22 protein-coding genes and 1 pseudogene are annotated in these 24,960 nt (G+C 65.1%); 8 read left to right on the plus strand and 15 right to left on the minus strand.

All coding sequences use genetic code 11. From position 1 onward, the window contains the following. From AC1DN9_RS27645 to AC1DN9_RS27655, 3 genes are read left to right on the plus strand one after another with little or no spacing between them, the layout of a single operon-like run. Complete coding sequence (locus tag AC1DN9_RS27645) at nucleotides 1-615, plus strand: histidine phosphatase family protein (RefSeq protein ID WP_478105263.1); 615 nt, start codon at nucleotides 1-3, stop codon at nucleotides 613-615. A 41-nt stretch (nucleotides 616-656) separates the two neighbouring features. Further along, nucleotides 657-1,616, plus strand: a complete 960-nt coding sequence (locus AC1DN9_RS27650) for a DnaJ C-terminal domain-containing protein (protein WP_478105264.1) — start codon at nucleotides 657-659, stop codon at nucleotides 1,614-1,616. A 5-nt stretch (nucleotides 1,617-1,621) separates the two neighbouring features. Beyond that, complete coding sequence (locus tag AC1DN9_RS27655) at nucleotides 1,622-1,945, plus strand: chaperone modulator CbpM (protein WP_478105266.1); 324 nt, start codon at nucleotides 1,622-1,624, stop codon at nucleotides 1,943-1,945. Between the two features lie 597 nt (nucleotides 1,946-2,542). Here the strand turns inward: AC1DN9_RS27655 and AC1DN9_RS27660 are convergent. After that, the gene (locus AC1DN9_RS27660) at nucleotides 2,543-3,784 is read right to left on the minus strand and encodes a Bug family tripartite tricarboxylate transporter substrate binding protein (protein ID WP_478105268.1); all 1,242 of its coding nucleotides are present in this window, start codon (nucleotides 3,782-3,784) and stop codon (nucleotides 2,543-2,545) included. Between the two features lie 161 nt (nucleotides 3,785-3,945). Next, entirely contained in the window at nucleotides 3,946-4,983 is a 1,038-nt protein-coding gene (locus AC1DN9_RS27665; RefSeq protein ID WP_478105270.1) for a LysR family transcriptional regulator, read from the minus strand. A gap of 34 nt (nucleotides 4,984-5,017) precedes the next feature. On the opposite strand from AC1DN9_RS27665, the gene AC1DN9_RS27670 reads away from it, so the two are divergent. Genes AC1DN9_RS27670 through AC1DN9_RS27680 form a run of 3 tightly spaced genes read left to right on the plus strand, consistent with a single transcriptional unit; the run spans nucleotide 5,018 to nucleotide 7,820 of the window. After that, the gene (locus tag AC1DN9_RS27670) at nucleotides 5,018-5,899 is read left to right on the plus strand and encodes a TauD/TfdA dioxygenase family protein (RefSeq protein ID WP_478105272.1); all 882 of its coding nucleotides are present in this window, start codon (nucleotides 5,018-5,020) and stop codon (nucleotides 5,897-5,899) included. Between the two features lie 28 nt (nucleotides 5,900-5,927). After that, a complete protein-coding gene (locus AC1DN9_RS27675; protein ID WP_478105274.1) occupies nucleotides 5,928-6,902 on the plus strand; it encodes a Bug family tripartite tricarboxylate transporter substrate binding protein in 975 nt (324 codons plus the stop codon). Between the two features lie 3 nt (nucleotides 6,903-6,905). Then, nucleotides 6,906-7,820 carry an alpha/beta hydrolase gene (locus AC1DN9_RS27680; RefSeq protein WP_478105276.1) on the plus strand — a complete coding sequence of 305 codons (915 nt, stop codon included), beginning with the start codon at nucleotides 6,906-6,908 and terminating at the stop codon, nucleotides 7,818-7,820. Between the two features lie 60 nt (nucleotides 7,821-7,880). Here the strand turns inward: AC1DN9_RS27680 and AC1DN9_RS27685 are convergent. Both AC1DN9_RS27685 and AC1DN9_RS27690 read right to left on the minus strand, forming a co-directional pair. Further along, nucleotides 7,881-8,114, minus strand: a pseudogene (locus AC1DN9_RS27685) (SDR family oxidoreductase); the annotation flags it as partial. 1 nt (nucleotide 8,115) lies between these two features. Further along, complete coding sequence (locus AC1DN9_RS27690) at nucleotides 8,116-8,688, minus strand: hypothetical protein (protein WP_478105278.1); 573 nt, start codon at nucleotides 8,686-8,688, stop codon at nucleotides 8,116-8,118. On the opposite strand from AC1DN9_RS27690, the gene AC1DN9_RS27695 reads away from it, so the two are divergent. Then, entirely contained in the window at nucleotides 8,659-9,387 is a 729-nt protein-coding gene (locus AC1DN9_RS27695; protein WP_478105280.1) for an SDR family oxidoreductase, read from the plus strand. The two genes, AC1DN9_RS27690 and AC1DN9_RS27695, sit on opposite strands and share 30 nt — an antisense overlap. Before the next feature lie 117 nt (nucleotides 9,388-9,504). Here AC1DN9_RS27695 and AC1DN9_RS27700 read toward each other — a convergent pair whose 3' ends face one another. The 10 genes from AC1DN9_RS27700 to AC1DN9_RS27745 form a co-directional block, all read right to left on the minus strand. Then, on the minus strand, nucleotides 9,505-11,058 hold the full coding sequence (locus AC1DN9_RS27700; protein ID WP_478105282.1) for a class I adenylate-forming enzyme family protein: 1,554 nt from the start codon (nucleotides 11,056-11,058) through the stop codon (nucleotides 9,505-9,507). Nucleotides 11,059-11,115: 57 nt separating this feature from the next. Beyond that, the gene (locus AC1DN9_RS27705; RefSeq protein ID WP_478105283.1) at nucleotides 11,116-11,892 is read right to left on the minus strand and encodes an SDR family NAD(P)-dependent oxidoreductase; all 777 of its coding nucleotides are present in this window, start codon (nucleotides 11,890-11,892) and stop codon (nucleotides 11,116-11,118) included. 20 nt (nucleotides 11,893-11,912) lie between these two features. Continuing rightward, the gene (locus AC1DN9_RS27710) at nucleotides 11,913-13,070 is read right to left on the minus strand and encodes an acyl-CoA dehydrogenase family protein (RefSeq protein ID WP_478105285.1); all 1,158 of its coding nucleotides are present in this window, start codon (nucleotides 13,068-13,070) and stop codon (nucleotides 11,913-11,915) included. Between the two features lie 26 nt (nucleotides 13,071-13,096). Next, complete coding sequence (locus AC1DN9_RS27715) at nucleotides 13,097-14,338, minus strand: thiolase family protein (protein WP_478105287.1); 1,242 nt, start codon at nucleotides 14,336-14,338, stop codon at nucleotides 13,097-13,099. Between the two features lie 28 nt (nucleotides 14,339-14,366). Continuing rightward, a complete protein-coding gene (locus tag AC1DN9_RS27720) occupies nucleotides 14,367-15,152 on the minus strand; it encodes an enoyl-CoA hydratase/isomerase family protein (protein ID WP_478105288.1) in 786 nt (261 codons plus the stop codon). A 157-nt stretch (nucleotides 15,153-15,309) separates the two neighbouring features. After that, nucleotides 15,310-16,443, minus strand: a complete 1,134-nt coding sequence (locus tag AC1DN9_RS27725) for a CaiB/BaiF CoA transferase family protein (protein WP_478105290.1) — start codon at nucleotides 16,441-16,443, stop codon at nucleotides 15,310-15,312. Between the two features lie 40 nt (nucleotides 16,444-16,483). Then, a complete protein-coding gene (locus tag AC1DN9_RS27730; RefSeq protein ID WP_478105292.1) occupies nucleotides 16,484-17,824 on the minus strand; it encodes an MFS transporter in 1,341 nt (446 codons plus the stop codon). Further along, the gene (locus AC1DN9_RS27735) at nucleotides 17,821-19,332 is read right to left on the minus strand and encodes a coniferyl aldehyde dehydrogenase (RefSeq protein ID WP_478105294.1); all 1,512 of its coding nucleotides are present in this window, start codon (nucleotides 19,330-19,332) and stop codon (nucleotides 17,821-17,823) included. Before AC1DN9_RS27735 ends, AC1DN9_RS27730 begins: the two co-directional genes overlap by 4 nt. Next, entirely contained in the window at nucleotides 19,329-21,038 is a 1,710-nt protein-coding gene (locus tag AC1DN9_RS27740; RefSeq protein ID WP_478105296.1) for a GMC family oxidoreductase, read from the minus strand. Before AC1DN9_RS27740 ends, AC1DN9_RS27735 begins: the two co-directional genes overlap by 4 nt. A gap of 14 nt (nucleotides 21,039-21,052) precedes the next feature. After that, nucleotides 21,053-23,416, minus strand: a complete 2,364-nt coding sequence (locus AC1DN9_RS27745) for an arylsulfatase (RefSeq protein ID WP_478105298.1) — start codon at nucleotides 23,414-23,416, stop codon at nucleotides 21,053-21,055. A gap of 179 nt (nucleotides 23,417-23,595) precedes the next feature. Here AC1DN9_RS27745 and AC1DN9_RS27750 point away from each other — a divergent pair, with 179 nt between their 5' ends. Further along, complete coding sequence (locus AC1DN9_RS27750; protein WP_478105299.1) at nucleotides 23,596-24,642, plus strand: AraC family transcriptional regulator; 1,047 nt, start codon at nucleotides 23,596-23,598, stop codon at nucleotides 24,640-24,642. Here the strand turns inward: AC1DN9_RS27750 and AC1DN9_RS27755 are convergent. Beyond that, nucleotides 24,598-24,960: MMPL family transporter (locus AC1DN9_RS27755; protein WP_478105301.1), on the minus strand; the 363-nt coding region annotated here is incomplete at its 5' end. The two genes, AC1DN9_RS27750 and AC1DN9_RS27755, sit on opposite strands and share 45 nt — an antisense overlap.

The following is a 24,960-nucleotide window of genomic DNA, read 5'->3' on the forward strand; positions in this document are numbered from 1 at the left end:
ATGACAGCAGGACTCCGACAACTCGCCGCACTCGCGGCCGCCCGACCGCTCGCACCGGCGTGCGACCACTTCTACTTCCTGCGCCATGGCCAGACCGAATGCAATGCGCGGCGCATCTTCCAGTCGGTCGACGAGCCCTTGAGCACGCTGGGACTGCAGCAGGCAGCGCGCGCCGCCGAATTGCTCGCTGGCGAATCGATCCGGAGCATCCTGAGCAGCAACGTGAATCGCGCGCTGACCACTGCGCACACGGTATCGGCCCCGCACGGCATCGCGCCCGTGGTGCTCGAAGGCCTGCGCGAGCGCAATTTCGGCGCGCTGATCGGCACCTCGTCCCTCCACATTGATTGGGCCTGCGAACCCGAGGGCGGAGAAACGCTGTCCGAATTCGTCGATCGATCGCGCGCCGCCATCGAACACGCGCTGACGCATCCCGGCCCGGTGCTGCTGGTCGCGCACGGCGGCACGCTCTATGCGCTCGCTGCACTGCTCGGCGTGCCCGTCGACCTGAGCGTTCTCGGCAACGCGCAGCCCTTGCGTTTCGAGCGCAGCGGCACCACCTGGCGCATGACACCGCTCATGCAGCAGGTGGAAGGCGGAGCGGCCGTGGCCTGATCGTCCCCCGCTCGCCCGGATCTTCAGGAAATCTACCGACCATGGACTTCAAGGACTACTACAAGATCCTCGGCCTCGAACGCGGCGCCTCCGAAGACGAGGTCCGCAAGGCCTACCGCAAGCTCGCGCGCAAGTACCACCCCGACGTGAGCAAGGAGCCTGACGCCGAGACACGGATGCGCGACGTCAACGAGGCCAATGACGTGCTGCGCGACAAGGAAAAACGCGCCGCCTACGACCAGCTCGCCGACCATGTCGCGCGCGGCGGCAGTCCCGACGGCAGCTTCCAGCCGCCACCGAACTGGGACGAAGGCTTCGAATTTCATCGCGGTCCGCACGCGGGCCCAGCCGATCATGCGGACTTCAGCGAGTTCTTCTCGTCGCTGTTCGGCGCGGCCGAGCGGCGCGGCGCCGAGCGCCGGAACTACCGCGCGCGCGGCGAAGACCACCACGCCGCGATCGATATCGCGCTCGAAGATGCCCTCAAGGGCGCCGAACGTGAGATCACCCTGCGCTCGCAGGAAATCAATGCGCAGGGCGTGCCCGAATGGAAGACGCGCACGCTGAGCGTGAAGATTCCGGCCGGCGTCCATCCGGGACAGTACATCCGCCTCGCCGGCCAGGGCATGCCCGGCCATGGCGGCGAGCCTGCGGGCGACCTCTACCTCGAAGTGCGCATCGCGCCGCACCCGCTCTACCGCATCGAGGGCCGCGACCTCTACATGACGCTGCCCATCACGCCGACCGAAGGCGCGCTCGGCGCCCAGGTGCAGGTGCCGACACCGGGCGGCGGTGTGGTCGAGGTCACCGTGCCGCGCAACGCGCGCAACGGCCTCAAGCTGCGGCTCAAGGAACGCGGGCTGCCGGGCAAGCCGCCCGGAAATCTCTACCTGCTGCTGGAGATTGCGCTGCCGCCCGCAGACACCGACGCGGCCCGCAAGGCTTACGAACAACTTGCACAGGCGGCCCCCTTCGATCCGCGCCGCCATCTCGGAGTGTGACGACCATGGCCACAGTTTCTGTCACGACCACGGCGCTCAGCGCCTCGCATCCCCTCGCCGCCACCGAACTCGCCCACGCCTGCGGCGCGGAGATCGAGTGGGTGGTGCAACTGGTCGAGATCGGCATCATCGAATCGCAAGCGCCCGCCGAAAAGCCGGAGCAATGGCGCTTTCAAAGCACCGATCTGCAATGCGCGCTTGACGCGAGAAGACTGGAGCGCGATTTCGGCGTGAGTCTCGATGCCGCTGCGCTGATCCTGGACCTCGAACACGAAGTGCGGCGGCTGAAGGCGGTGCTGCGTGCGCAGGGGTTGGACAGGGATATCTGAGGAGGCCAGAGCCGCCTTTCAAGGCGATTGCATCGAAGCGATGGTTGCTTTGACGAGTTGGAGGCGGCGCTCGAATTCTGCGTTGACCAGGGCGAACGTTGGCGGCAGCTCGAACGGGTTGACAGACCGGACACCCCTTGCGAGAACCGGCAGGGCGTGAGCCCTCCCGTCCGAGCCGCCTAAAAAGGAGGCGCGAACGAAAAAGCCGCAGGTCCTGCGGAGTCACTGCGGCTTTCGTCGCAGAGGTGTTATCTGGGCTGTCAAACCCGATCACGCCGAGTTTGGCGTGACGGGCGGAGTATAGCTAGGGGGTGGGTGAGTGACCATGATGCGCACCGGGCCGAGGGCGTTGCGCTCGGGGGCCATCGACAGCCGGTCCTAAGGTACTGCAGACATAGCTCATCGCTTGCCCTCGGGCGAAAGTGCCATCGCAGCATCGAATGGCCGCTCTCCGCGCTACCGAAGTGGGAGTCTGAGCCCGATGCAGAAGCTCAGATCGCAAGATTCAGCGCCCGAAAGCGGTCGCCCGATGTTTGTTGATCGACCGGGAGACGACTACTGAGCGCTCAGGCACACGCTCGGGCATATTCGTCATCATCACTCGGCGACGACCTTCGCATCCGCGGCGACCTTTTTCCACATCGCGAGTTCCTTGCGAAGCGTGGACTGGAATTCTTCCGGGCTGCCTCCGTCAAGCGTCAGTCCGCCCGCTTCCGACAGCCGCTTCGCCACGTCCTTTGATTTCAGCGTTGCGGCAATCTCCTTGTTGATCCGCTCGACCACGGTCCTTGGCATGTTGGCCGGGCTCATCACACCGAAAAAGACTCTGGCATCGAACTGGGGCAATCCCATCTCTCGGAAGGTGGGCACGTCCGGTGCGAGTGGCGACCGTGCATCACCTGTGATCGCCACCGGCCGAATCTTCGGTGATTTGAGTTGAGGCATTGCGTTGATGAGGGTGTCCATCATCAGGTCGACATCGCCTCCTAGAAGCGCAGTGATGGCCTGACTGTTGCCGCGATACGGAATATGCGTCAGCTTCACTCCTGCGGTCATGCCGAAAAGCTCGGCGGCCATGTGAGCGGCACCACCCTGGCCGGACGAACCAAAGTTCAGTGCGCCAGGTTTGGCTTTTGCGTCGGCAATAAGCTCGCTCACGCTCTTCGCGCGGACCGATTGGTTTACAAGCAGGACGACGGGCGCGCGCCCCACGAGCGAAATGGGCGTTAGATCCGTGTTGACGTCAAATGAGAGCTTCGGATACACGGCCGGATTGACGGCGATCGCACTCGACACGAACAGCAGCGTATAGCCATCGGGTTTGGATTTCGCAACGACATCCGCTGCAAGACTCCCTCCGGCCCCGGACTTGTTGTCGACGACGACCGGTTGACCCAATCGCTCCGACAGGCCCTGCGCCACGACGCGAGCCAGCACATCGGTCGCACTCCCAGGGGCAAAGCCGACCACCATTTTGATGGGCTGCGCGGGGTAGGTGCTCTGCGCCCCGGCGTTCGAGCCGGCCAACGCGAGGGGGAATGCTGCGAGGAGCCCTACGTAGAGCTTCACCTTGTTAAAACTACGCATGATGATCCTTGATTCACTGCGCAGCAGCAGTTCATCGTCGCCAATGTTCTTGTAGCGCTGGCGCAACCCGGGCAGTACCGGTTCGATGACGGGAGGCGTCAGGGCCACATCTTTGGAGCCGTTGGCGATGATTCGGTCCTTGACGTTCTCATCGACCGGCAGCGGCAGCTCGCCGAAATAGCCGCAGACATACTTGGCGAAAGCTGCGGCCAGAGCAGCTCGGGGGGCGCGGCGGTTAGAGGGGGACGTCATGTGTCGCTTCATTGGTGTCTCCAATGGGTGTCGTTGGTTGCGTTGCCCGAAGTCTGAACAACGCCGCTCGAAAACACCAATGAAAACCACGGCCAAGCGCATTACTGTTTAGTCATGGCGGTGCTCCGGCGGGCCTCCCCGGTCCAGCACCGTGACCCGATTTATTGCGCCGAAGCTTCCACCAGACACTGGATGAATTCGACCGCGTAGGCACCGGGTTCCGGCTCCACCAGGGTCATCGCCGAAATCGGCAAGGCCAGGCCAGCCATGTCGACGTCGAGCACGTGCACGAGCCCGCGAGATTCGGCACTGCGGGCAAGCCGTCTCGATGACAGCGCGACCGCTCCGTGATCGCAGACCATGCCTAGCAGCGAGTCGAACGACACCGTCTCCACCAGCCTGGACGGCACGAGTACCTTGTGCTTGCGGAACACCGCGTCGATCACCGCACGCACCCGCGCCACGCGCGGCGGCAGCACCCACATCGTGTCGGCAAGATCGTGCAGTGTGAGTCGGGCCTTGCGAGCCAGTGGATGGCTGGGCGCCACCATCCACACCATGGGGTCGACGTACAGCGGCACGACCTGCAGATCGGCTGCGGCACTTCGCTCCGGTGCCACGCCCATCACGACGTCCAGCTTTCCCGCGCGCAGCAGGGGCAGCAACAGGTCGGGAGAGCCCTCCTGCACCGTGAGGTCGAAAGCTGCCGCTGGCGTTCGCCGTCGTTGCAGGCGCTCGAACGCCACGAGGATCATCGGCGTGGTGCCATGCATAGCGCCCAATGCCACCCGCCAGACCTCGGGCTGACCCATCGAGTCCAGCGCCAGGGCCGCTCGGTTGAGGTCTTCATGGACGGATTGCGCATGGCGGATCAGGCAGACGCCTTCAGGCGTCGGCAGCAGCCCTTGGGGCGTCCGCGTGAAAAGTGCCATCCCGAGCCCGCGCTCGAGTTCCGCCAAGGCCTTCGACACGGCAGGCTGCGTGAGGTGCATGGCCTCGGCGACCCTGCCGACGTGCCGGTGCTGGTCGAGTGAGACCAGTAGGCGAAGTTGGCGCAGCTTGAGATGCCGCTGCAAAAAAGCCTGCGCGCTGACCGGTGCGGGCGCTCGTGGGCGGCGGGTCGTCATAACTAAAGAGTAATGCGTGCGGCCGAGGCTTTCATTGGTGTTTTCGAGCGGCGTTGACCAGACTTCGGTCATCGCATCACCCAACGACACCCATCGGAGACAAGCAATGAATGCCATCCACGAAAGCAACCTGACCGTCCGCAAACTCACCCCGACCATCGGAGCCGAAGTGTTCGGCGTCGACCTGAGCAAGCCTGTGGCGCCCCGCGATTTGGCCCGTATCAAGCAAGCCCTGTGGGACAACCAGGTGATTTTCTTCCGCGACCAGCAGCTGTCGCCGCAGCAGCACATGAGCCTGGGCAAGCAGTTCGGCTCCCTCCACGTGCACCCGGTCAAGCGCAGTCGCCATCCGGAGCACCCGGAGTTGCTGGTGGTTCATGCGGACGCCAACTCCACCCGCGCGACCGGCGAGAGATGGCATACCGACGTGAGTTGCGACCAGGCACCGCCCATGGCCAGCATGCTCCACCTGACGGAAGTCCCGCCGGTCGGCGGCGACACGCTGTGGGCAAGCATGTACGCCGCCTATGACGCCTTGTCGGCCGGCATGAAAGCGCTCCTTGAAGGCCTAACTGCGATTCACGATGGCGCCAAGCCGTGGCTGAACGGGCTTGGCGTCAAGCCGGTGGATATTGCCTATTCACGCACTGAGCATCCGGTGGTGACCGTGCATCCCGAAACCGGGAGGAAGATCTTGTTCGTCAACGAGGGCTTCACCACCCACATTCCTCAACTCAACCGGGGAGAGAGCGACGCACTGCTTCGATTTCTCTACGACCATCTCGCGCATCCTCTGTTCCAGTGCCGTTTTCGGTGGGAGAAGAACTCGATCGCGTTCTGGGACAACCGCTGCACGCAGCACCACGCGTTGTGGGACTACTTCCCGGAGCGCCGCCATGGAAATCGGGTGACCATCAATGGCCATGCACCTGCTGCGGCCGATCCGGCGCGCATCGCCGCCCTGAGCCCGCTGGCCCAAGCGGCCTGAGCGCGAATCACACAAGTACGGAGACATCATGCAACTCGCAAGACTTCTTGTGCTGGCGGCCCTTGCAAGCGCGGCGATGACCTCACCGTTACGCGCGGAGGAAGCATGGCCCGCCCGCCCCATCCGCATGGTGATCGGCACAGCCGCCGGGACCGGTGGCGACATAGTGCTGCGCCTGATCGCCAACAGCATGTCGCAGTCGCTGATGCAGCCGATCATCGTGGAGAACAAGGTCGGCGCCAACGGCCTCGTGGCCACCGCCGAAGTGGCGAAGTCCAAGGCGGACGGCTATTCGGTGCTGTTCGGCGGCGCCAGCGCGACGGTGATCAACCAGGCGCTGCAACCTTCGCTGGCCGTCCATGTGCTCGACAAGCTCAGCCCGGTCGCGCAGGTCGGCGCAGGCGGGGTCAATCTTGTGGTGGCGGCTGACTTTCCTGCCACCAACCTGCCTGAATTCATCGCCTACGCGAAGGCCCATCCCGGCCAGATCAACTACGCGACGTGGGGCGTCGGATCGAGTGGCCACCTGATCATGGAGTGGCTGAAGAATCGATATGGGCTCGATCTTGCGCATGTGCCGTACAAGTCGATGCCCCAGATCTACCAGGACATGGCGGGCGGGCTCGTCAAGGTGGCGTTCGTCGATGCCGCGAGTTCGGTCCCACTGGTCAAGGCCGGGAAGATCAAGGCATTGGGCAACTCCGGCACCGCGCGCGCGCCGGGCCTTGCAGACGTACCCACGTTCAAGGAGCAAGGCGTCGATTTCGCGGTAGACGGCTGGTATGGCGTTTTCGTGCCCAAGGGCACGCCGGACGCTGTGGTCAGCCGACTCCACCGCGAGATCATCAAGGTCTTGGCCGATCCGGAGATTCGGTCACGAATGCAGCAACTCAACTTGTCGAGCCCGCCACCCAAGAGTTCGGCCGAGTTCGAGCAAATCGTGGCGGCCGATCTCAGGCTCTGGCAATCGATTGTCCGAACGAACGACATCAAAGTGGACTGACCCATGTCGCCGAATGAACTCGCCTACCCCAAGCTGGTGATGCCGGATACGGTCGAGCGCACCACCGTGAAGATCTGGAGCAACGGCGTCGGGCTGGATGCCGACATCTATCGGCCGAAAGGGCTCGGCGGCGATCAGCGTGTCCCGGCTGTGGTCCTGTCACACGGCTGGGGCGGTAACAAATCGACCTGCGAACGCTATGCCGCGAAGTTCGCAGCCGCTGGCATAGTGAGCTTGTGCTTTACCTACAACGGGTGGGCGTCGTCCGGAAGCGGTGTCCTCCTCGCCGGCGACTCTCCGGAGTTGGACGAGAAGAGCGAGGGCGTTGCCAAGGTCCGTGTCATCCGCGAGGTCGTTGATCCTGTCGAATGGCTGCAGAACTATCGATCGGCAGTCGACTACGTCGAGGGAGAACCCAATGTGGATCCGGATCGCATCGGCGCCTGGGGCACGAGCTTCGGCGGCGGCGTCGCAGTGCATCACGCCGCAAACGACGACCGCATCAAGGTGATCGCGGTTCAGGTCGCTTCGCTCGCATCGGTTCTCAAGGGGCCGCTGCTCGTGCATGCCAAGCAGCGCGCGGTTGATATTGCAAGGGGGACGATCGCGCCGGTTCCGCAAGGGATCGATGCCTATCCGCCACTCGCAGGCACACCACACCTGGCACGGTTTCTTCAGTACAACGCGATCGAAGAGGCGAGAAAACTCGAGATTCCCACGCTGATGCTGGACGCGGGCGACGAGGAATTGTTCGACATCAAGGAGAACAGCGGCAAGGCGCATGACGTCCTGAAGGCGCGAGGGTCTGCCCCGGTCCACTACAAGGTCATCGACGGCATCGATCACTACGGCATCTACTTCGGTGGCTTCGACGAAGGCAGCGAAGCGGCGCTCGATTGGTTTACCAAGCACTTGTGACGGAAAGATCGGAACCTACGCGCCGAAAAGGCGCTTTCTCGAACCGCAGGTCGGGGACCAGCCTGCTCCGGAGCGGTCACTGGTGATCCCGCGCGATACAGCGAGTTGAGCGGTCTTCGTCGTGCCGTAGTGGATCATTTCGGTCGGTATCTGCACCGCGCTTTCGCTGGAGATGAAGATGATCCGCCCCCAGTTGGCGCGCCTCATCTCGGGCAGCACCAAGCGCGCGAGTCGGACGCCGCTCAGGACGTTGACGTCGAAGAAGCGCTGCCAGTCTTCGTCGGGAATGTCTTCGCTATTTGACGTAGTCGGTGTCCGAGGGCCCGTAGCCTGTGATGACGACAACCGCACCCTCCGCGCCGGTTCGGGCGAAATGCGCGACCCCCTCGGGCTCGGTATAGAAGCTCCCTGCCGGCAACGGCTTGACGACGGCCGGGTCGTTCGCGGGGCCATACCCGAAGTACCAGAGCCCGGCAACGACCGTGGCGGTCCGGTCATCCCGGTGACGGTGGGCCTCGATCACCGTGTTCGGCGGGACCGACAATTCGATGCTGTAGAGCCCATGGGCCGCGGGATCGCCATAGAGAACCCGCGTCGAGACGCCGGGCAGGCCCGAGGTCCCCGCTCCCGCGACGCGCGCAGGCAACGCATCGATCTCGCTCGATGTGAGTCGCTTCTGCGCAGCCGGCGTCGGCGCGGAGACGATGAACGGGACGAGCAGTGCCAGCGCCTGATCGGGCTGCTCTTCCATGATCCAGTGTCCCGAGTTCGTGATGACGGCGCTGCGCACGTTGCTGGCCACCGTTTGAAGCTCTGCGGCCAGCGATGCACCGTACGAGTGATCGCCACCGATCGCGAGAATGGGCATCGGCAACTTGCCGCGCGAGAAGGCGCCAAGCTTGTTCTCGGCGCTCGGCGCGAGTGCGAACTCAGCGCGCTCGCGGCGGAGATCGCACAGGCCGGCGGGTCCGCTGTCGCGTTGCCGGGTGACGTGCGGGAGGAAGGCTACGCGAAAGGCCTCGTGGACCTGGCCGTATCGCGGCACGGCCGACTCGACGTTGCCTTCAACAATGCGGGGACCTTGGGCGAATCCGGTCCCAGCACCGAGGTGTCGGAGGCGGGCTGGGCCGACACGCTCGCGGTCAACCTCACAGGCTCATTCCTGGGCGCGAAGCATCAGATCGGTCAGATGCTGCTCAACGGTGGCGGCTCTGTGATATTCACCTCGACGTTCGTTGGCTACACCTTCGCGTTTCCGGGTGTCGCCGCCTACGCCGCGAGCAAGTCAGGCCTGATCGGGCTGACGCAGACGCTGGCGGCGGAGTTCGGACCGAAGTCGGTGCGCGTCAACGCGATCCTGCCCGGCGCGGTCGACACCGACATGTACCGGACGATGAACGACACTCCCGAGAAAACTGCGTTTGTGACGAACCTGCATGCGCTCAAACGCGTCGCGACACCGCAGGAGATCGCGCGCACCTTGCTTTATCTCGCGTCGGACGACTCGGCCTTCGTCACGGGCGCGGCGCTGCTGGCAGACGGCGGCGCGTCGATCACGCGCACCTGATTCGTTGATCAGCTCGCTCGTCACCAGCAGTGCGCGCACCGAAGTTCGAATCGCCACAGGCTCGTGCCGCACCCAGGGTAGGTGTCGCATCGACCTCGCGCTCAGGGCACTCCGGCATCAGACCGCTCGCCACTGGTCGCCCCAGAACTTCTGCCGGACGTCCTTCTTGAGCAACTTGCCGACAGCACTTCGAGGCAGCGTCTCCCAGAACTCCACCGACTTCGGCGCTTTGGCGCTGCCCAACTGGTCCTTGCACAGTGCGATCAACTCGGCCCCATCGAGCGTTTGATCGGGCTTGAGTTGGACGACCGCCTTGACCGCCTCGCCCCACTTCTCATCCGGCACGCCGACGACGATGCAATCGAGCACTGCGGGGTGGCCCTGAATCAGCTTCTCGATCTCGACCGGATAGATGTTGAAGCCGCCTGAGACGATCATGTCCTTGATGCGATCGACGATGGTGACGAAGCCGCGCTCATCGATGATCCCCACGTCGCTCGTGTGATGCCAACCGAAGGTGGACGCCTCGGCGGTGTCCTCGGGTCTCTTGTAGTAGCCCTGCATCGTCATCGACGAACGCACCACGATCTCGCCGCGTTCGCCGGTGGGCAGAAGATTGCCTTCCCGATCCATGATGCCGACGCGCACGACACGGACGGGCTTGCCGGCCGCGCGCACCGCTTCTTCGTCGAAGCTGCCATCGCTGCGGAGGTAGTCCGAAGGGCGCTTCACGAGGATCGGGATCAAGGTTTCGGTCTGGCCGAACCCTTCGAACATGACCGGTCCGAACACGCGCACAGCCTCCTTGAACTTCTCGGGCGCGATCGGCGCCGCGCCGACGATGAAGCACTTCAACGACGAGAAATCCGCCGTCTTCGTCCTGGGATGGGCCAGGAGCGCATAGACCGCCGTGGGAGGCAGGAACAGATGCGTCACCCGCTCCTTCTCGATCAAGCCGAGAACGGCCTCGGGATCGAATGCGGGCAGGATGATGGTCGCGCAACCCCTGATGGCAAATCCGAGCACGAACAACCCGGCCGCATGCGTCAAGGGCGCAATGACCAGGTGGCGCGATTCGGAAGTAACTTCGAATTCCGTCGAGACCGCGAGGCCCATCATCTCGAGCGTCCGATGCGAGTGCACCGCGCCCTTGGACGGGCCGGTGGTGCCGCCAGTCGGCTGAAGGAACGCAACTGTCGCGGGATCTTCCTGCTCATTGCGAAACGGAGACCAGCAGCCCTCGAGCCACTCCTCCAGGGACTGGCCATGCTCGGACGCACGGTCGATGCAGATGTACAGCTTGGCCTTCGAAAGCTTGGCCTTCAGGAGCGGCACGCTGCTTTCGAAGTAGCTGTGGAAAAAGACGATGTTCGCGTCGAAGTAGTCCAGGACTTCGGCGTTGGTCTCCACGGTATTGCGGATGTGCACCGACAGCCACGCCATGTCCGCCAGATTGATGCCCAGGTGCAGCAACGTCACCCGGTAGTCATTCGGGCTGTAGATCGCCACATGGCAGCCCGAGCCGGCCTTGCGCTCGCGTGTCAAGGCATGGGCGATCGCATGCGCGGTCTTCTGGGCCTGCGCGAAATCGATACGCGTCTCGCCATCGACGAAGGCAAGGTTGTCGGGGTACTGCGCAGCTACGCCGTCGAAATAGTCAGCGATTCTCATGATGTGTGTCTCTCTTTGTTGAATTGAAGGGCCAGGCGTCGCCGGTGCGAGCGCGCCCTATTTCGACCGCAGGCGGGCCGCGCCGTCGAGGCGGATCGTTTCTGCGTTGATGTAGGCGTTCTCGACGATGAACGCGCAGCAATGAGCGAACTCGCGCATGTCGCCGAGGCGCCGAGGGGCTTCCATCTGCTCCTTGAGCGAGGTGAGCACTTTCTCGTCGAGGCCGGCCACCATCGTGGTCAGGAAAAGTCCGGGCGCGATCGCGTTGACGCGCACGCCGATGGCACCGAGCTCGCGCGCCGCCGGCATGTTCATGCCGATGATCGCGGCCTTCGACGCGGAATAGGCGGTCTGGCCGATCTGCCCCTCGTAGGCAGCGCCGGACGACACGTTGATGACGACCCCGCGCTCTTCGCCGACTTCCGCCTCGTTCCTGGCCATCTGCTCGGCGCACTTCGACATCACGTTGAAGACGCCATTCACGTTGACGGCGGTGATCTGGGCGAAGCGGGCCAATGGCGCCGCCTTGCCCTCCTTGCCCAGCACCTTGAAGCCATTCGGGATGGCCGCGCCATTGATGCAGACATGGATGGCGCCGAAGCGTGCCATCACCGCATCGACCGCCGTTTGCACAGATTCCTCGCTGCTCACGTCGGTCTGCACGAACATCGCGCTGTCTGCGCCGAGGTCCGCGATAGCGGCATTGCCCGCCTCGACGTTCATGTCGAAGATGGCGACGCGCGCGCCTTTCTCCTTGACCATGTAGCCCGCAGTCGCCAGGCCGAGGCCGGATGCGCCGCCGGTGATGACGATGACTTTGTCCTTGATTCGCATGATGTGTCCTGGTTGGAGGCTTAGAACGCGTTGACGCCGGTCAGCGAGCGCGCGATGAGGAGTTGCTGGATCTGCGACGTGCCTTCGGGGATCGGCACCACGATGGCATCGCGCGCCAGCTTCTCGACGAGGAACTCGCGGGTGACGCCGTTGCCGCCGTGGATCTGCACCGCCTGGCGCGCCACAGTCACTGCCGCCTCGCAGGCAAAGTACTTGGCCATCGCGGCCTCCATCTCGGCCGGCACGCCGGCTTCGATCATCGAAGCGGCGCGGTAGACCAGCAGGCGCGAAGCATCGACCTGCGTGGCCATGTCGGCCAGCATCCCGGCAATCAACTGGTGACCGGCGATGACCTTGCCGTGCTGGCGGCGCTCCTTCGCGTAGCGCACCGCCTCCTCGAGTGCGCGCCGGCCCAGTCCCAGGCCCTGCGCAGCCACGAAGACGCGCGAACGCTCGAACATCGACAGCGTGTTCTTCAGCGCCTCGCCCTCGTTGCCGATCATGTGGGTGGCGGGCACGCGCACGTTGTCGAGGAAGATCTGCGCGGTCGACTGGCTGTTCCATCCGATCTTGTGGATGTCGCGCACCTCGTATGGATGCTCCTTCCGGTCAAGCAGGAAGTGCGTGAGGCCGCGGCGCGGGTCGTCGCCGGTGCGGCAGGTGCAGATCAGGAAGTCGGAGTACGAGCCGTTGCTGATCCAGGTCTTCTCGCCGCTGATGACGAAGTGGTCGCCGTCACGGCGCGCACGCGTCTTGATCTCGAGCACGTTGGAGCCGACGTCCGGCTCCGAGATGCCCATGCTGACGAACAGCTCGCCGCTGACCAGGCCCGGCAAGTAGCGCTCGCGCAGATGCGCCGGGGCCAGTTGCTGCAGCATGTAGGCGCCGAAGGAATTGATCAGCACCGGCACCGAGAGGTCGACCGACGTGGTGGCGACTTCCTCGAACAGCATGATCATCGTGAGCCAATCCAGGCCCATGCCACCGTGGGCCTCGTCGACGGCGCCCGAGACCAGGCCGAAGCGGGTGAGTTCGCGCAACACGGCACCCATCTGCTCCTTCGGCACGAACTTGTCGCGGAATTGCTTGTTGAAGATCGGCTCGATCTCGGCGTCGAGAAAGCGCCTCAGGCCGTCCACGGCTGCTTGCTGCTCTTCGGTTCTGATGACATGTCCCATGGATGCTCCGTATCTGTTCGGTTGGATTACTGTTTGGCAAGGATCGTGACGGCCACCACTGCCTCTTCGATGCCATAGAGGCCGCCGCCGTTTTCCTGGATGGCGATGCGGGCACCGTCGACCTGCCGCTTGCCGGCTTCGCCGCGCAGCTGCGTGACCAGTTCATGCAACTGACCGAGGCCGGTCGCGCCGATGGGATGGCCTTTCGATTCGAGGCCGCCCGAGGGATTGATCGGGATGCGTCCGCCGACCGTGAAGTCGCCGCGCTCGGCAGCCGGGCCGCCTTCGCCGAAGCCCACCAGCATGAGGGACTCGGCGTTGAGGATTTCGCCCATCGCGGTGGCGTCGTGCACCTCGGCCACATCGACGTCGGCGGGCGACACGCCCGCTTGCTCGTAGGCTTTCCTGGCACCGAGATGCGCCACGATCTTGTGCGGTTCGTCGAGGCCGCGCGTGCTCCCGGTCTGGATCACGCTGGCCAATACTCGGACCGCGCGAGCGTTCGCACCCTTGATGCGCTTGAGGCCTTCGGCGTTGCACAGCACGACCGCGGCAGCGCCGTCGCTGATCGGCGAGCACATCGGCATCGTCAGCGGATAGGCGATGGGGGGTGCGGCCAGCACTTGCTCGATGCTGCAGGGCTCGCGGTACTGGGACAGCGGGTTGTGCACCGAGTGCTGGTGGTTCTTGGACGCGACGGCGGCGATCTGCCGTTGCGTGGTGCCGTAGGTCTGCATGTGCTGGCGGCAGAGCGCGGCATAGATGTCCATGAAGACGCTGTAGGGCTTCTCGGACATCGTGCCGGGAGGCGGAACCACGCCGTGTCCCATTGCCATCAGCGTCTGCTTGTTGGCGTCGACCGTGGAAACGTCCCAGCCGCCATCGAACACGCTGAACATCTTGGCCTTGTCGGGGACATTCATCTTCTCGGCGCCCACGGCCAATGCAATGTCGCAAGTGCCGGCGCGCAGCGCCATCGTCGCCAGGTTGAAGGCCGATGAGCCGGAGGCACAGGCGTTCTCGACGGTGAACACCGGCACGCCCTCCAGGCCGAGGCGACGCATCGCGATGGGCCCCGGGATGCCGGTCTGGCCCTGGAGCAGGCCATTGGTCATCGTGGAATAGAAGGCCGAGCCGATGTCATCGACACCGCATCCGGCATCGGCCAGCGCCAACTGCACGGCCTCCTCCACCATGTCGTAGACCGTGCGGTCCAGAAGGCGGCCAAAGGGCGTCATGCCGATGCCAGCCACGTAAATTTCGTTCATTGCTTCAGTCCTTGTGTGATCGGGCGACTCAGCGGCCCGGGAATTTCGGTGCGCGCTTCTCGCCAAAGGCCGTAAGGCCTTCGTGAAAGTCGGCGGTTCGCATGTGCTGCCGCAGCGCCACCTGCTCATGCAGCAGCGCATCGGCGCTCGTCTTGTCGGCGGATGCGCGTGCTACCTGCTTCATGCGGCGCAGGGCGATCGGGCTCTTCATGGCAATGTGGCGCGCCAATGCGAGCGTGGCTTCCTGGAGGCTTTGGTCGGGATGGACCTCGCACACCAGGCCGCAGGCCTTCATCTCGGCAGCCGAAAGCGACTTGCCGGTCATGAGCAGGTACATCGCCATGTTCAGCGGGATCAGCCGCGGCAGGATCGCCGCGCCGCCGGCACCCGGGAAGACGCCGAAGTTGGCGTGCGCGTCGGCGATGGTGGCGCTCTCGGCAGCCACCACGATGTCGGCGCACATCGCGAGCTCGAGCCCGCCCGCCATCGTCACTCCGTTGAGCGCAGCGATGACCGGCTTGGGAAAGGCGCGCAGCGCGCCGAACACGACGTGGGCGCGGTCCAGGAAGTCGGCTTCGCCCGGAGCGAGGTCCGCACCGGCCAGGACCTGCTTCAGGTCGGCGCCGGCGCAGAACGCGGGGCCGTTGCCGGTGAGGATCACGACGCGGATCTCGTCGTTGCGGGCGATTTCGGCAAGGCCGCGCTCCAATTCGGCCAGGATCGCCAGGTTGAGGGCATTCATGGCCCTGGGGCGGTTCAGCGTGATGCGCGCGACCGGTCCGAGTGCTTCGAATAGCAATGTGTCGTCGTTCATGGTGTCTCTCGTTGTGTGCCTTCAGCGGTGCCCGGAACACATGACAACGTGGTTCCGAGTCGATGTATTGATGCTAGAAGTGGCGCCCTCCTGGCACAGGTCATTGCAGCGGATTCGCCGGTCCGCGCGATGCTTCTCGGCGCGGGCGGTTAGCCTCTCAGGCGGCGGGCAGCAATTGCGCGATCTCGTCCGGGCTGAATCCGGCGTCTCGCAGGATCTCCGTGCCATGCGCTCCGCGCTGCGAAACCGCGCCGGGCTCACCCGACGGCGTCGCGGAAAATCGCGGCGCCGGGGCTGCCTGCATCACGCCATCGCGTTCGACATACACGCCGCGCGCAGCCATGTGCGGGTGCGCCATGGCCTCGCCAGGCGTCAGCACTGGGGCGAAGCAGGCATCGGTGCCTTCGAGCAGATCCATCCAATGCTGGCGCGGCCGCTCTGCGAACAGGGCGACCAGCCGTTCGCGCAGCCGTGCCCAGCGCCGAGGGTCATAGGCCTGCTTGAAGTCGGGGTCGTCGCCGAGGCCGAGCTTCGCGAACAGCAACGCATTGAACTGCGGCTCCAGCGCGCCGATGCTGATGAACTTGCCATCGCTGCAGGCGTAGCTGCCGTACCAGTGCGGCCCGTCGAGCAGGCCGCGCCCGCGCTCGAAAGGCTGCTGGCCGGCCGCATGGGCCGACAGGACCAGGTTCATCAGATTGGCGCTTCCGTCGACGATGGCCGCATCGACGACCTGCCCTCGTCCGCCATGGCGTGCATGGAGGATGCCCGCCAGGATGCCCATCGCGAGGTACAGCGCCCCGCCTCCGAGATCGCCGACCAGGGTCGGCGGGGCCATTGGCGGCGTGCCCGGCGCGCCGGAGAACCAAAGGGCGCCGGATAGCGCGATGTAGTTGATGTCATGGCCTGCGGCCTGCGCGAGCGGACCCTGCTGGCCCCAGCCGGTCATGCGTCCGTAGACCAGCGCGGGGTTGCGCGCCAGGCAGACTTCGGGACCCAGCCCCAGGCGCTCCATGACGCCGGGACGCATGCCTTCGATCAAGGCGTCGGCACCGTCCGTCAATCGCAGCACGGCTTCGATCGCCAGGGGGTCCTTGAGGTCGAGCGCGAGGGAGCGCTTGCCGCGATGAATGATGGCGCTCTTGCCGAGCGCGACCGGATCGTTCGCGTTCGCCCTGACGCGCTCGACGAGGGTGACCTCTGCACCCATGTCGGCCAGCAGCATGCCGCAGAACGGCCCTGGCCCGAGGCCGGCGATTTCGACGATCCGAATACCGTCCAGAACACCCATCTTGTTTTCTCCGTGAAAGTTGTTGGCAGGTGAGGCGCACCTACGTCGCTGCCGTCTTCAGGGGCGCGCGAGGCGTCGATGGGGGCGGTCCGGATTCCGCGATGCTGCGAAATCGTGCGGCGTCGCACTCGTACGAGCGCGATGCGAGAAGAAACAGGCCTGTGGCAACCAGCGAGATCACCGGCACAACCGTGAGCGCCGTCTTCAGGTCGCTCAGGTCGGAGATCAAGCCGACCACGAACGGCCCGGGCGCCAGGCCGAGAAGGCTTGCGCCCAGGACGGCCGTGGCCGTCACGGTGGCACGAACCGCCGGGTGCGTGACGTCCATGACGATCGCGACCGCGCAACCACCGTGAGCGACAGCGAACACCGCGCCCACGAAGATCAGCGCCAAGGCCAACGCGCTGGGGGGCATGGCAAAGCCCGCTGTCAGCAGCAGGCCACAGATCAGGGTGTAGGCGGCCGGGACGGTCGCCCTGTAGCGAGGGCGGCCCTTGCTCAACCGGTCGGAAAGGCCGCCACCGAACAGTACGCCAACACCCGCAGCGAGCACGGCCAGTGCCGCCATCAGGGCCGCCTTGCGCGGTTCGAATGCATAGAAGCGATTCAGGAAGGTCGGCATCCACGCGATCAATACGGAAGGGATCGCCATCTGCAAGCCGAAGGCCAGGAACACGAGATTGCCGGATCGGGAGACGAACACCTGCCGGACCAACTCAGCCAGCGGCAGACCGGCGCCGTCGCGCCCATCTTGCTCAAGCTTCGGCGTCTTGTAATCGCGTACCACAAGCGGGTACACGACGGCGAGCAGCAAGCCCGGGGCGCCGACCACGAAGAACGCGGCGCGCCAGCCGAACTGACTCGCGACAGCGCCGCCGATGACCACACCCAGGACCGATCCGAACAGCCCCGCCGACTGGAATGCGCCCTGGATCGCAGCGCGCTTGGCGATCGGAAAGGTGTGCGCCAGCAGCGCCGCGCCCGCCGCGGCATAGGCGGCCTCGCCGACACCGACCATTGCGCGAGCGATCAGCAACTGCGTGTAATTGGTCGCCAGCCCGCAGGCGATCGTCGCCAGGCACCACACGAAGGCCATCAGGGTGATGCTCTTCACCCGACCCCAACGGTCGGCGATCAGCGACATCGGAAGGGTCAGCACGCCGACCATGACCGAGACGACGCTGACCAGGGCCCCGAGCTGCGAGTCCGACACGCCCCAATCCGACTTCAGGAACGGAAAGACAGCGCCGATGACCTGCCGCGAAAGATAGTCCGACAGCATCAGGCCGAAGGTCAGCGCGAACACGGCCCACGCGTAGCGTCCGGACGCCGGGATCGTCTCCTCGATCGGCGTCGTTGATCGATCGCGTGACCGGCTCATGGGGTGGCCTGCTCAACGCGCGCTGGGGCCTGGACGGAAGAGTCAGCGCGAACCGCATCCTTTCCCATCAGGGAAGGATCGCCTGCGCCCAGGAAGATCTTGGAGATGAGCCGCTGAATGCGTGTGCCGTACGGTGGCCGGAACAGGTGAATGGGAAAGAACCGATGCACGGAGAAGACCGACTTGGCATGCGACAGCGAGCGGAAGCCTTCGGGTCCGCGCCAGCTCCCGATGCCCGAATTGCCGGTGCCGCCGAACGGCAGATCGCATTGAAAGACATGCCAGGCCCAGTCGTTGACGGTCATGCCGCCCGCATGCACGTCGCGCGTGAGTCGGCGCAGCTCGGCTGGATCGGTCCCGAAGTAGTAGAGCGCCAGCGGCCGCGGCCGCGAGGCGACGAACGAGACCGCCTCGTCCAGCGAATCGCAGGCCAGCACGGGAAGGATGGGATTGAAGAGCTCCTCCCGCATGATTCTCATCTCCGGCGTCACGCCGGTCACGATCTGCAATGGAATGATGCGCGCACCATCGCCGGGGCCGCAGGAGGTCAGCTTCGCGCCCTTCACCACGGCATCGGCCAGCAGCTCACGGGTACGCTCCGCGTGACGGTCCGAGGCCATGCTGGTGTAGTTGGGATCGGCGACCGGGTCGGGGTACATGCGCTTGAACGCGAGCGCGGCGGCTGCGACGAACTCGTCGATGCGCTCGCTCGGCACCAGCGCATAGTCAGGCGCCACGCACGCCTGCCCGCTGTTGAAGGCCTTGCCGTGCGCGATCGACGCTGCTGATGCCGCTATCGACGCCGTGCGGCCCACGATGGCGGGTGACTTGCCGCCCAGTTCGAGCGTGACCGGCGTCAGATGGGCCGACGCCGCGCGCATGATCTCCCTCCCGATTGCCGGCGAGCCGGTGAAGACGATGTGGTCCAGCGGCAGGCTCGCAAAGGCCTGGCCGATCTCGACACCGCCGCCAAAGACGGCCACCTGGTCCTCGTTGAAGATCTCACCCAACATGCGGCGAAGCACCGCGGTAGTTCGCGGTGAGAACTCCGACATCTTGATCATCACCCGGTTGCCCGCGGCAAGCGCCGTCACGAGCGGCCCGATGGCTTCGATCACCGGAAAGTTCCATGCGGCGATGACCCCGACGACACCCTTGGGCTGGTACACGACCTTGGCCCGGTTGGTGAGAAACATCCAGTCGGCACTGCGCCGTTGCGGCTTCATCCAGCGCTTCATGCGGGACAGCGCATGATCGATCTGGACCGCAGGTCCGAGCACGTCCAGCATCTTGCATTCGAACTCGGAGCGGCGGCCGAAGTCTTCGCTCATCGCATGGGAGAGCGGGTCCTGGTAGCGCTGCAAGGCCAGGCGCAGGGCCTGGAGATCGTTCTTGCGCTGGCCGAATGCGGGATACGGCGCTGCAAGGAAAGACTGGCGCTGCAGAGCCAACGTGGCGTTCAGCCCTTCGATGGTGTCGTTCGCTGTCATGGCGTCTCGATGTGTCATGCGGCGATCGCCTCTGCACTGTCCGTGCTGACCAGCGAAACAGTCAGTGGATTGATCACGCCTGCGCGCGCCGAGCGTCCCGCCGCGGCCTTGATCATGTCGGCCGCTTTCTCGGCAATCATGATGGTCGGCGCGTTCGTATTTCCGGAGACCAAGTCCGGCATGATCGACGCATCGACCACGCGCAAGCCCTCGATGCCTTTCACGCGCAATTGGGCGTCGACTACATCGTCCGGCCCGTCGCCCATGCGGCAGGTTCCGACAGGGTGATAGGCGCAGTCGGCGTGGTCGCGAACGAACTTCTCGATCTGCGCATCGGTCTGCGCCCAGGCCGAGTTCTTCGACTCCCTGCCGCCGAAACGAGCCAGCGCGGGCTGACACGTGATCTCGCGCAGGCGCTTGAACGCACGCACAAGGCAGTCGACATCGCTTTGTTCGGACAGGAAGTTGGTATCGATCAACGGCGCAGCCATCGGATCGGCGCTTGCCAGCGACACACTGCCGCGGGACTTCGGACGCAGCACGCAGGCGTGCAACGAGTAGCCTTTGCCGAACAGGATCTTGCGACCATGGTCCATGAGCTTTGCAATGACGAAGACCATCTGCACGTCCGGCACGACCTCTTCCGGCCGCGTCTTCATGAAGCCGTTGCCTTCGGCGAAGTTGGAGGTCAGCACGCCGCGCCGATATCGGCCCCAATCGAACAGGCCCTTGAGGACGGTCCATACGCCGCTGATCGACAGGCCGACCAGCCCGCGCGACGCGCCGGCTTCGTAGCTGTGGACCACGTCGATGTGGTCCTGCAGGTTCTGGCCCACGCCCGGCGCATCGTGAACCACCGGGATGCCATGACGCTGCAGCACGGCGGCGGGACCGACGCCCGACAGCATCAACACCTGCGGCGACTGCAACGCGCCCGCGGACAGCAACACCTCGCGTCGCGCCGACAGCCGCCGGATTGCCCCGTTCGCATCGCGGTATTCGACGCCCACCGCACGCCTGTCCTCGATCAGGATGCGCGTGGTTCGGGCCTTTGTGACGACCCGCAGATTGGGTCGCCCGAGGTTCGGCGTCAGGAAGCCCTTCGCGGCGCTGCAGCGCTCTCCGTTCTTCTGCGTGACCTGGGTCAGACCCACGCCCAGCAGATGATCCCCATTGAAATCCGGATTGGGCGCATGCCCCGCCTGGACAGCCGCCTCGACGAAGGCCCTCGAATAGAAGCTCGGCTCCATCACGTCCGCCACGTTCAGCGGACCGTCCGCACCGTGGTACTCGGAAGCGCCCCAGAACTCGTTGTTCTCGGACTTCCTGAAGTACGGGAGCACGTCTGCGTAGCTCCAGCCGGCGTTGCCTGCCGCGGCCCAGCGGTCGTAGTCGCTGCGGTCGCCACGGATGTACATCATCCCGTTGATCGAGCTCGAGCCGCCCAGTGCCTTGCCGCGTGGCTGGTAGCCGATGCGTCCGTTCAATCCCTTGTTCGGAAGCGTCTTGAAGGCCCAATTGAAGATCGGGTACGGCATGACGATCGGCAGCCCCGACGGGCACTGGATGAGAGCGCTGTTGTCCGCCGCTCCGGCCTCGAGCAGGCACACGGTCACATTCGGGTCTTCGCTGAGTCGGGCCGCGAGCACGCAGCCGGCGGAGCCACCTCCAATGACGATGTAGTCCGCCTCTTGGGGATCGATCTGTACTGGATTGGAAGTCATTTCGGGTCTCTTCTTCATGACGTGTAGACGATGTGCACGTCGCCGATGCGGCCGTTGAACCTGAATGGCGCGCGGTCGTAGTAGTCCAGCGACACCGGCGAGCCGAGGCTGACGCCAACGTCGAGCGCCTCGCTGGCCGTGAAGCACAGGGGCGCCGTGAAGGGCGCTGTGGCGCGGGCGACTTCGGCCCCGTCGACCCGCATGACGAACGTGGCGGGCGAACCGGGCGCGGCGCCGGCCAGGACGGTCTGCAGCTCGAAGCGATGCGCGCCCGCCTCGATGCGGGCGGCGCTGCGAAGCTTGGTACGCATCACGCTGAGGCAGTTGTATTCATAGTGCAGATGCCCGTCGTCCATGTAGAACGCGAGCCCGCCGGCCACGCCGCCGAGCGAATACAGCACGCCCTCGGCCATCTCCGGCAACGCCACCTCGACGGTGACGGTATTGCTGCGTCCGCGCAGGTTGGGTGCGCAGAATTCAGGCAGCCGCGTGACGGCAGAGTTGAAGTGCCATTCGGTCTGCGCGGTGCCGATGCGCGCCGACGGGTTCAGCAGCGGGCCGAGCCCTGCGCCGATCGGGTACACGTGGTTGGCGCGCGCCTCTTCGTCGAACTTGCGCTTCAACTCCGCCAGCTTGTCGGGATGCTGCGCCGCCAGGTCGCTCGCCTGCGAATAGTCGCTGCCGAGCCGGTAGAGCGCCCAGACATCCTCATCCGGGTTCCAGTTCGCATAGGCGGCTGACGTGGCCGAAAGCCACGGCAGGCGCGGGCCGAAGACCGATGCCATCCAGCCATCGGCATAGATGCCGCGGCTGCCGAAGATCTCGAAGTACTGCTGCGCCTTTTGCGTCGGCGCCGAGGGCTGTGAAAAGGTGTAGGCCAGGCTGATGCCGTCCATCGGGTCCTGTGCGATACCGTTGACCACGGCTGGCGGCGCAATGCCGATCAGCTCGTAGATCGTCGGCGCAATGTCGTTCACGTGGTGGAACTGGCCACGCACCCTGGCGTCGGCCGCGATGCCCTTCGGCCACGACACGGCCATCGGCACGCGGGTGCCGCCGAAGTAGCCCGCCACCAGCTTCGTGCCCTGGAAGGGGCTCTCCCCTGCCCAGGCCCAGCCGGCGTGGTACATGTTCGAGATCTTCGGACCACCCAACGCCGGCAAGCCGCCGTACTCCTCTTCGAGGATCTTCATCTGCTGCGCGAACGGGATCGGCACGCCGCTGATCGACAGGATCTCGTTGATGGTGCCGCCCGCCCCTTCGGCCGAGGCGCCGTTGTCCGAGAGCACGTAGAAGATCAGCGTGTTGTCGCGCAGCCCCAGGCGCTCGAGTTCGTCGATCACCTTGCCGGCCTGCACGTCGGCATGCTCGAGGAAGCCGGCGAAGACCTCCATCAGGCGCGCCTGGTATTTGCGTTCCTCGAGGGGCAGGCTTTCCCATGCGGCCAGCGTGTCCGGGCGGGGTGTCAACTGGCTGTCGGCCGGAATCCAGCCCATGGCCACCTGGCGCTTGAAGGCCTGCTCGCGATACGCGTCCCAGCCTGCGTCGAACTGGCCCTTGTACTTGTCCGACCAGTCGCTGAAGACCTGGTGCGGACCATGCACCGCCCCCGGTGCCCAGTACATGAAGAACGGCTTGTCGGGCGTCAGCGCATGCTGCTCGCGCAGCCAGTTCGTGGCCTGCGCGGCGAGGTCTTCGCTGAGGTGGTACGCCGGATCGTTCGGCGGCTCGATCGGCGTGGTGTTCCGGTACAGGCTCGGCTGGTACTGCGAGGTCTCGGCGGCGATGAATCCGTAGAAGTGGTCGAAGCCGCAGCCCGTGGGCCAACGGTCGAAGGGGCCTGCCGCGGACGTTTGAAGTGCCGGCGTGTTGTGCCACTTGCCGAATGCCGCCGTGCTGTAGCCGTAGTGCTTGAGCACCTCGGGAATCGTTGCCGAACTCTTCGGGATCTCGCCCGTATAGCCGTCGAAATCGCTGGCGAACTCGGTGATCGTGCCCGATTCGACACGATGATGGTTGCGCCCGGTCATCAGCGATGCACGCGTGGCCGAGCAGATGGCCGTGGTGTGGAAGGCGTTGTAGCGCAGCCCGGTATCGGCGATGCGGCTGAGCGTGGGCGTGTGGATCGCGCCACCGACCGTGTCGGCGTGCGCGAACCCGACGTCGTCGAGCATGATGATCACGACGTTTGGCGCATCGGCGCGCAGTGGCGATGACCTGGTGCGCCACTGGTGGGTCGACTGCGCGAGCGTGCGGCCGGCCACGCTGGCCGTCGGGGTGCCTGCAAGCGGAAGGTGTTGCGGCAGGGCCTTGTCAGGCGACGTCACCGCGGGAATTTCGTGCGCCTTGTCCGCTTTGTCGCGGGAATCTTGAGTCATCCGAGGTCTCCGGTTCTTGTACTGCGATGCTGGAGGCCCAGTCTAGAAATGGCAGCCGCGCAACGCCGGTCTTTGAAGTCAAATCGATGGTCCCGGCGGGCGTCGCGCCGATCCACACCAGCCGCGAGACCCGGGCAAACGCGATTGCCAAAAAATGCGCCGACGACGACCATCGAGGCATGAACGTTTCCGTGCGCGAGCCAGGCCGGCCACTGCAGGAGCCGACGACGATCGGTGGCTACGTGCTGGCGATTTCAAAGGCGCTTCAGTCCAGCGGTGTCGACAGCGCTCGCGTGCTGGAGGCGGTCGGCATTCCGTTGACGATGACCAACGATCCGATGAGGCGGCTGCCGGTCAGCACGCTCACCCGACTCTTCCGCGCCTGCACCGATGTCACCGGCAATCCGTACTTCGGCCTGACGGTTGCGCGCTTCTTGCACATCTCCAACCTGCATGCGCTGGGCTACGCGCTCGCGGCCAGTGCCAACCTGATGGAGTTCTGCCAGCGGCTCGAGCGCTACTTCAGGCTCGCCTCACAGACCGCCGAGATCAAGGTGGTCGAGTCGCGGGACGAGGTCGAGCTTCGGATCAGGTTGCTGGTCGACTTGTCCGCGGAAACCGAGGACGCTTTCCTTGGTTTCGTCGTGCTCGCGATGCGTCAGCTCTACAAGCCCGAGTTCAACCCGCTGCGCGTGGCCCTGTCGCATCCTCAGCCGCGAGACGGCGCCGCACCGTACGAGGCGTTGTTCCGCGCACCAATCAGCTTCGGACAGAAGTGGGGACCTTCGCTTGTGCTACCCCGGGCTGATCTGCACAACCCCCTGGTTGGCGCCTGCGCCGAGCTGGCGCAACTCAACGACAACCTGGCCAATACCTATCTCGCGCGGCTCGAGAAAGACGATGTCGTGACGCGCGTGCGGCAGAAGATCATCGAGTTCCTGCCCAACGGCAGTTGCACGCGCGACAAGGTGGCCAGCGCCCTGGCGCTGAGCCCAACGACCCTGCAGTTCAAGCTGTCGGAGCGCAACACCAGCTTCCACGACCTGCTGGACGCGACGCGCAAGGAGCTTGCCTCCGGCTACGTCCAGCAGTCGGCGCTATCGATCACCGAGATCACCTTCCTGCTGGGCTTCAGCGACACGAGCAACTTCACGCGCGCGTTCAAGCGCTGGCAGGGCGTCTCACCCAGTTCGTTCCGCGAGGGCGAGAAGTCGGTCAGCGCCTGAGGGTCCGGCAGCGGCTGCACGCTCAAAGTGCCTGTCGTTCAACAGGAAGTGCGAGAGGGCCGGGATGAGCACCAGGGCGCCGACCATGTTCCAGACGAACATGAAGGTCAGCAGGATGCCCATGTCGGCCTGGAACTTGATGGGCGAGAAGGCCCAGGTGATGACGCCCGCGGCGAGCGTGACGCCAACGAGCGCGACGACACGGCCGGTGAACATCACCGCATCGCCGTAGGCGCGGGCCAAGGTCAGGCCCCGGCGCTGGCCTGCGAGTTGCACCGACAGCAGGTACAACGCGTAGTCCACGCCGATGCCCACGCC

This window comes from Variovorax sp. 05L425, assembly GCF_056397705.1.

Coding starts and splice junctions, on each gene's coding strand:
- AC1DN9_RS27645 (WP_478105263.1), top strand. CDS start 1: ATGACAGCAGGACTCCGACAACTCGCCGCACTCGCGGCCGCCCGACCG.
- AC1DN9_RS27650 (WP_478105264.1), top strand. CDS start 657: ATGGACTTCAAGGACTACTACAAGATCCTCGGCCTCGAACGCGGCGCC.
- AC1DN9_RS27655 (WP_478105266.1), top strand. CDS start 1,622: ATGGCCACAGTTTCTGTCACGACCACGGCGCTCAGCGCCTCGCATCCC.
- AC1DN9_RS27660 (WP_478105268.1), bottom strand. CDS start 3,784: ATGACGTCCCCCTCTAACCGCCGCGCCCCCCGAGCTGCTCTGGCCGCA.
- AC1DN9_RS27665 (WP_478105270.1), bottom strand. CDS start 4,983: ATGACCGAAGTCTGGTCAACGCCGCTCGAAAACACCAATGAAAGCCTC.
- AC1DN9_RS27670 (WP_478105272.1), top strand. CDS start 5,018: ATGAATGCCATCCACGAAAGCAACCTGACCGTCCGCAAACTCACCCCG.
- AC1DN9_RS27675 (WP_478105274.1), top strand. CDS start 5,928: ATGCAACTCGCAAGACTTCTTGTGCTGGCGGCCCTTGCAAGCGCGGCG.
- AC1DN9_RS27680 (WP_478105276.1), top strand. CDS start 6,906: ATGTCGCCGAATGAACTCGCCTACCCCAAGCTGGTGATGCCGGATACG.
- AC1DN9_RS27690 (WP_478105278.1), bottom strand. CDS start 8,688: ATGCCCATTCTCGCGATCGGTGGCGATCACTCGTACGGTGCATCGCTG.
- AC1DN9_RS27700 (WP_478105282.1), bottom strand. CDS start 11,058: ATGAGAATCGCTGACTATTTCGACGGCGTAGCTGCGCAGTACCCCGAC.
- AC1DN9_RS27705 (WP_478105283.1), bottom strand. CDS start 11,892: ATGCGAATCAAGGACAAAGTCATCGTCATCACCGGCGGCGCATCCGGC.
- AC1DN9_RS27710 (WP_478105285.1), bottom strand. CDS start 13,070: ATGGGACATGTCATCAGAACCGAAGAGCAGCAAGCAGCCGTGGACGGC.
- AC1DN9_RS27715 (WP_478105287.1), bottom strand. CDS start 14,338: ATGAACGAAATTTACGTGGCTGGCATCGGCATGACGCCCTTTGGCCGC.
- AC1DN9_RS27720 (WP_478105288.1), bottom strand. CDS start 15,152: ATGAACGACGACACATTGCTATTCGAAGCACTCGGACCGGTCGCGCGC.
- AC1DN9_RS27725 (WP_478105290.1), bottom strand. CDS start 16,443: ATGGGTGTTCTGGACGGTATTCGGATCGTCGAAATCGCCGGCCTCGGG.
- AC1DN9_RS27730 (WP_478105292.1), bottom strand. CDS start 17,824: ATGAGCCGGTCACGCGATCGATCAACGACGCCGATCGAGGAGACGATC.
- AC1DN9_RS27735 (WP_478105294.1), bottom strand. CDS start 19,332: ATGACACATCGAGACGCCATGACAGCGAACGACACCATCGAAGGGCTG.
- AC1DN9_RS27740 (WP_478105296.1), bottom strand. CDS start 21,038: ATGACTTCCAATCCAGTACAGATCGATCCCCAAGAGGCGGACTACATC.
- AC1DN9_RS27745 (WP_478105298.1), bottom strand. CDS start 23,416: ATGACTCAAGATTCCCGCGACAAAGCGGACAAGGCGCACGAAATTCCC.
- AC1DN9_RS27750 (WP_478105299.1), top strand. CDS start 23,596: ATGAACGTTTCCGTGCGCGAGCCAGGCCGGCCACTGCAGGAGCCGACG.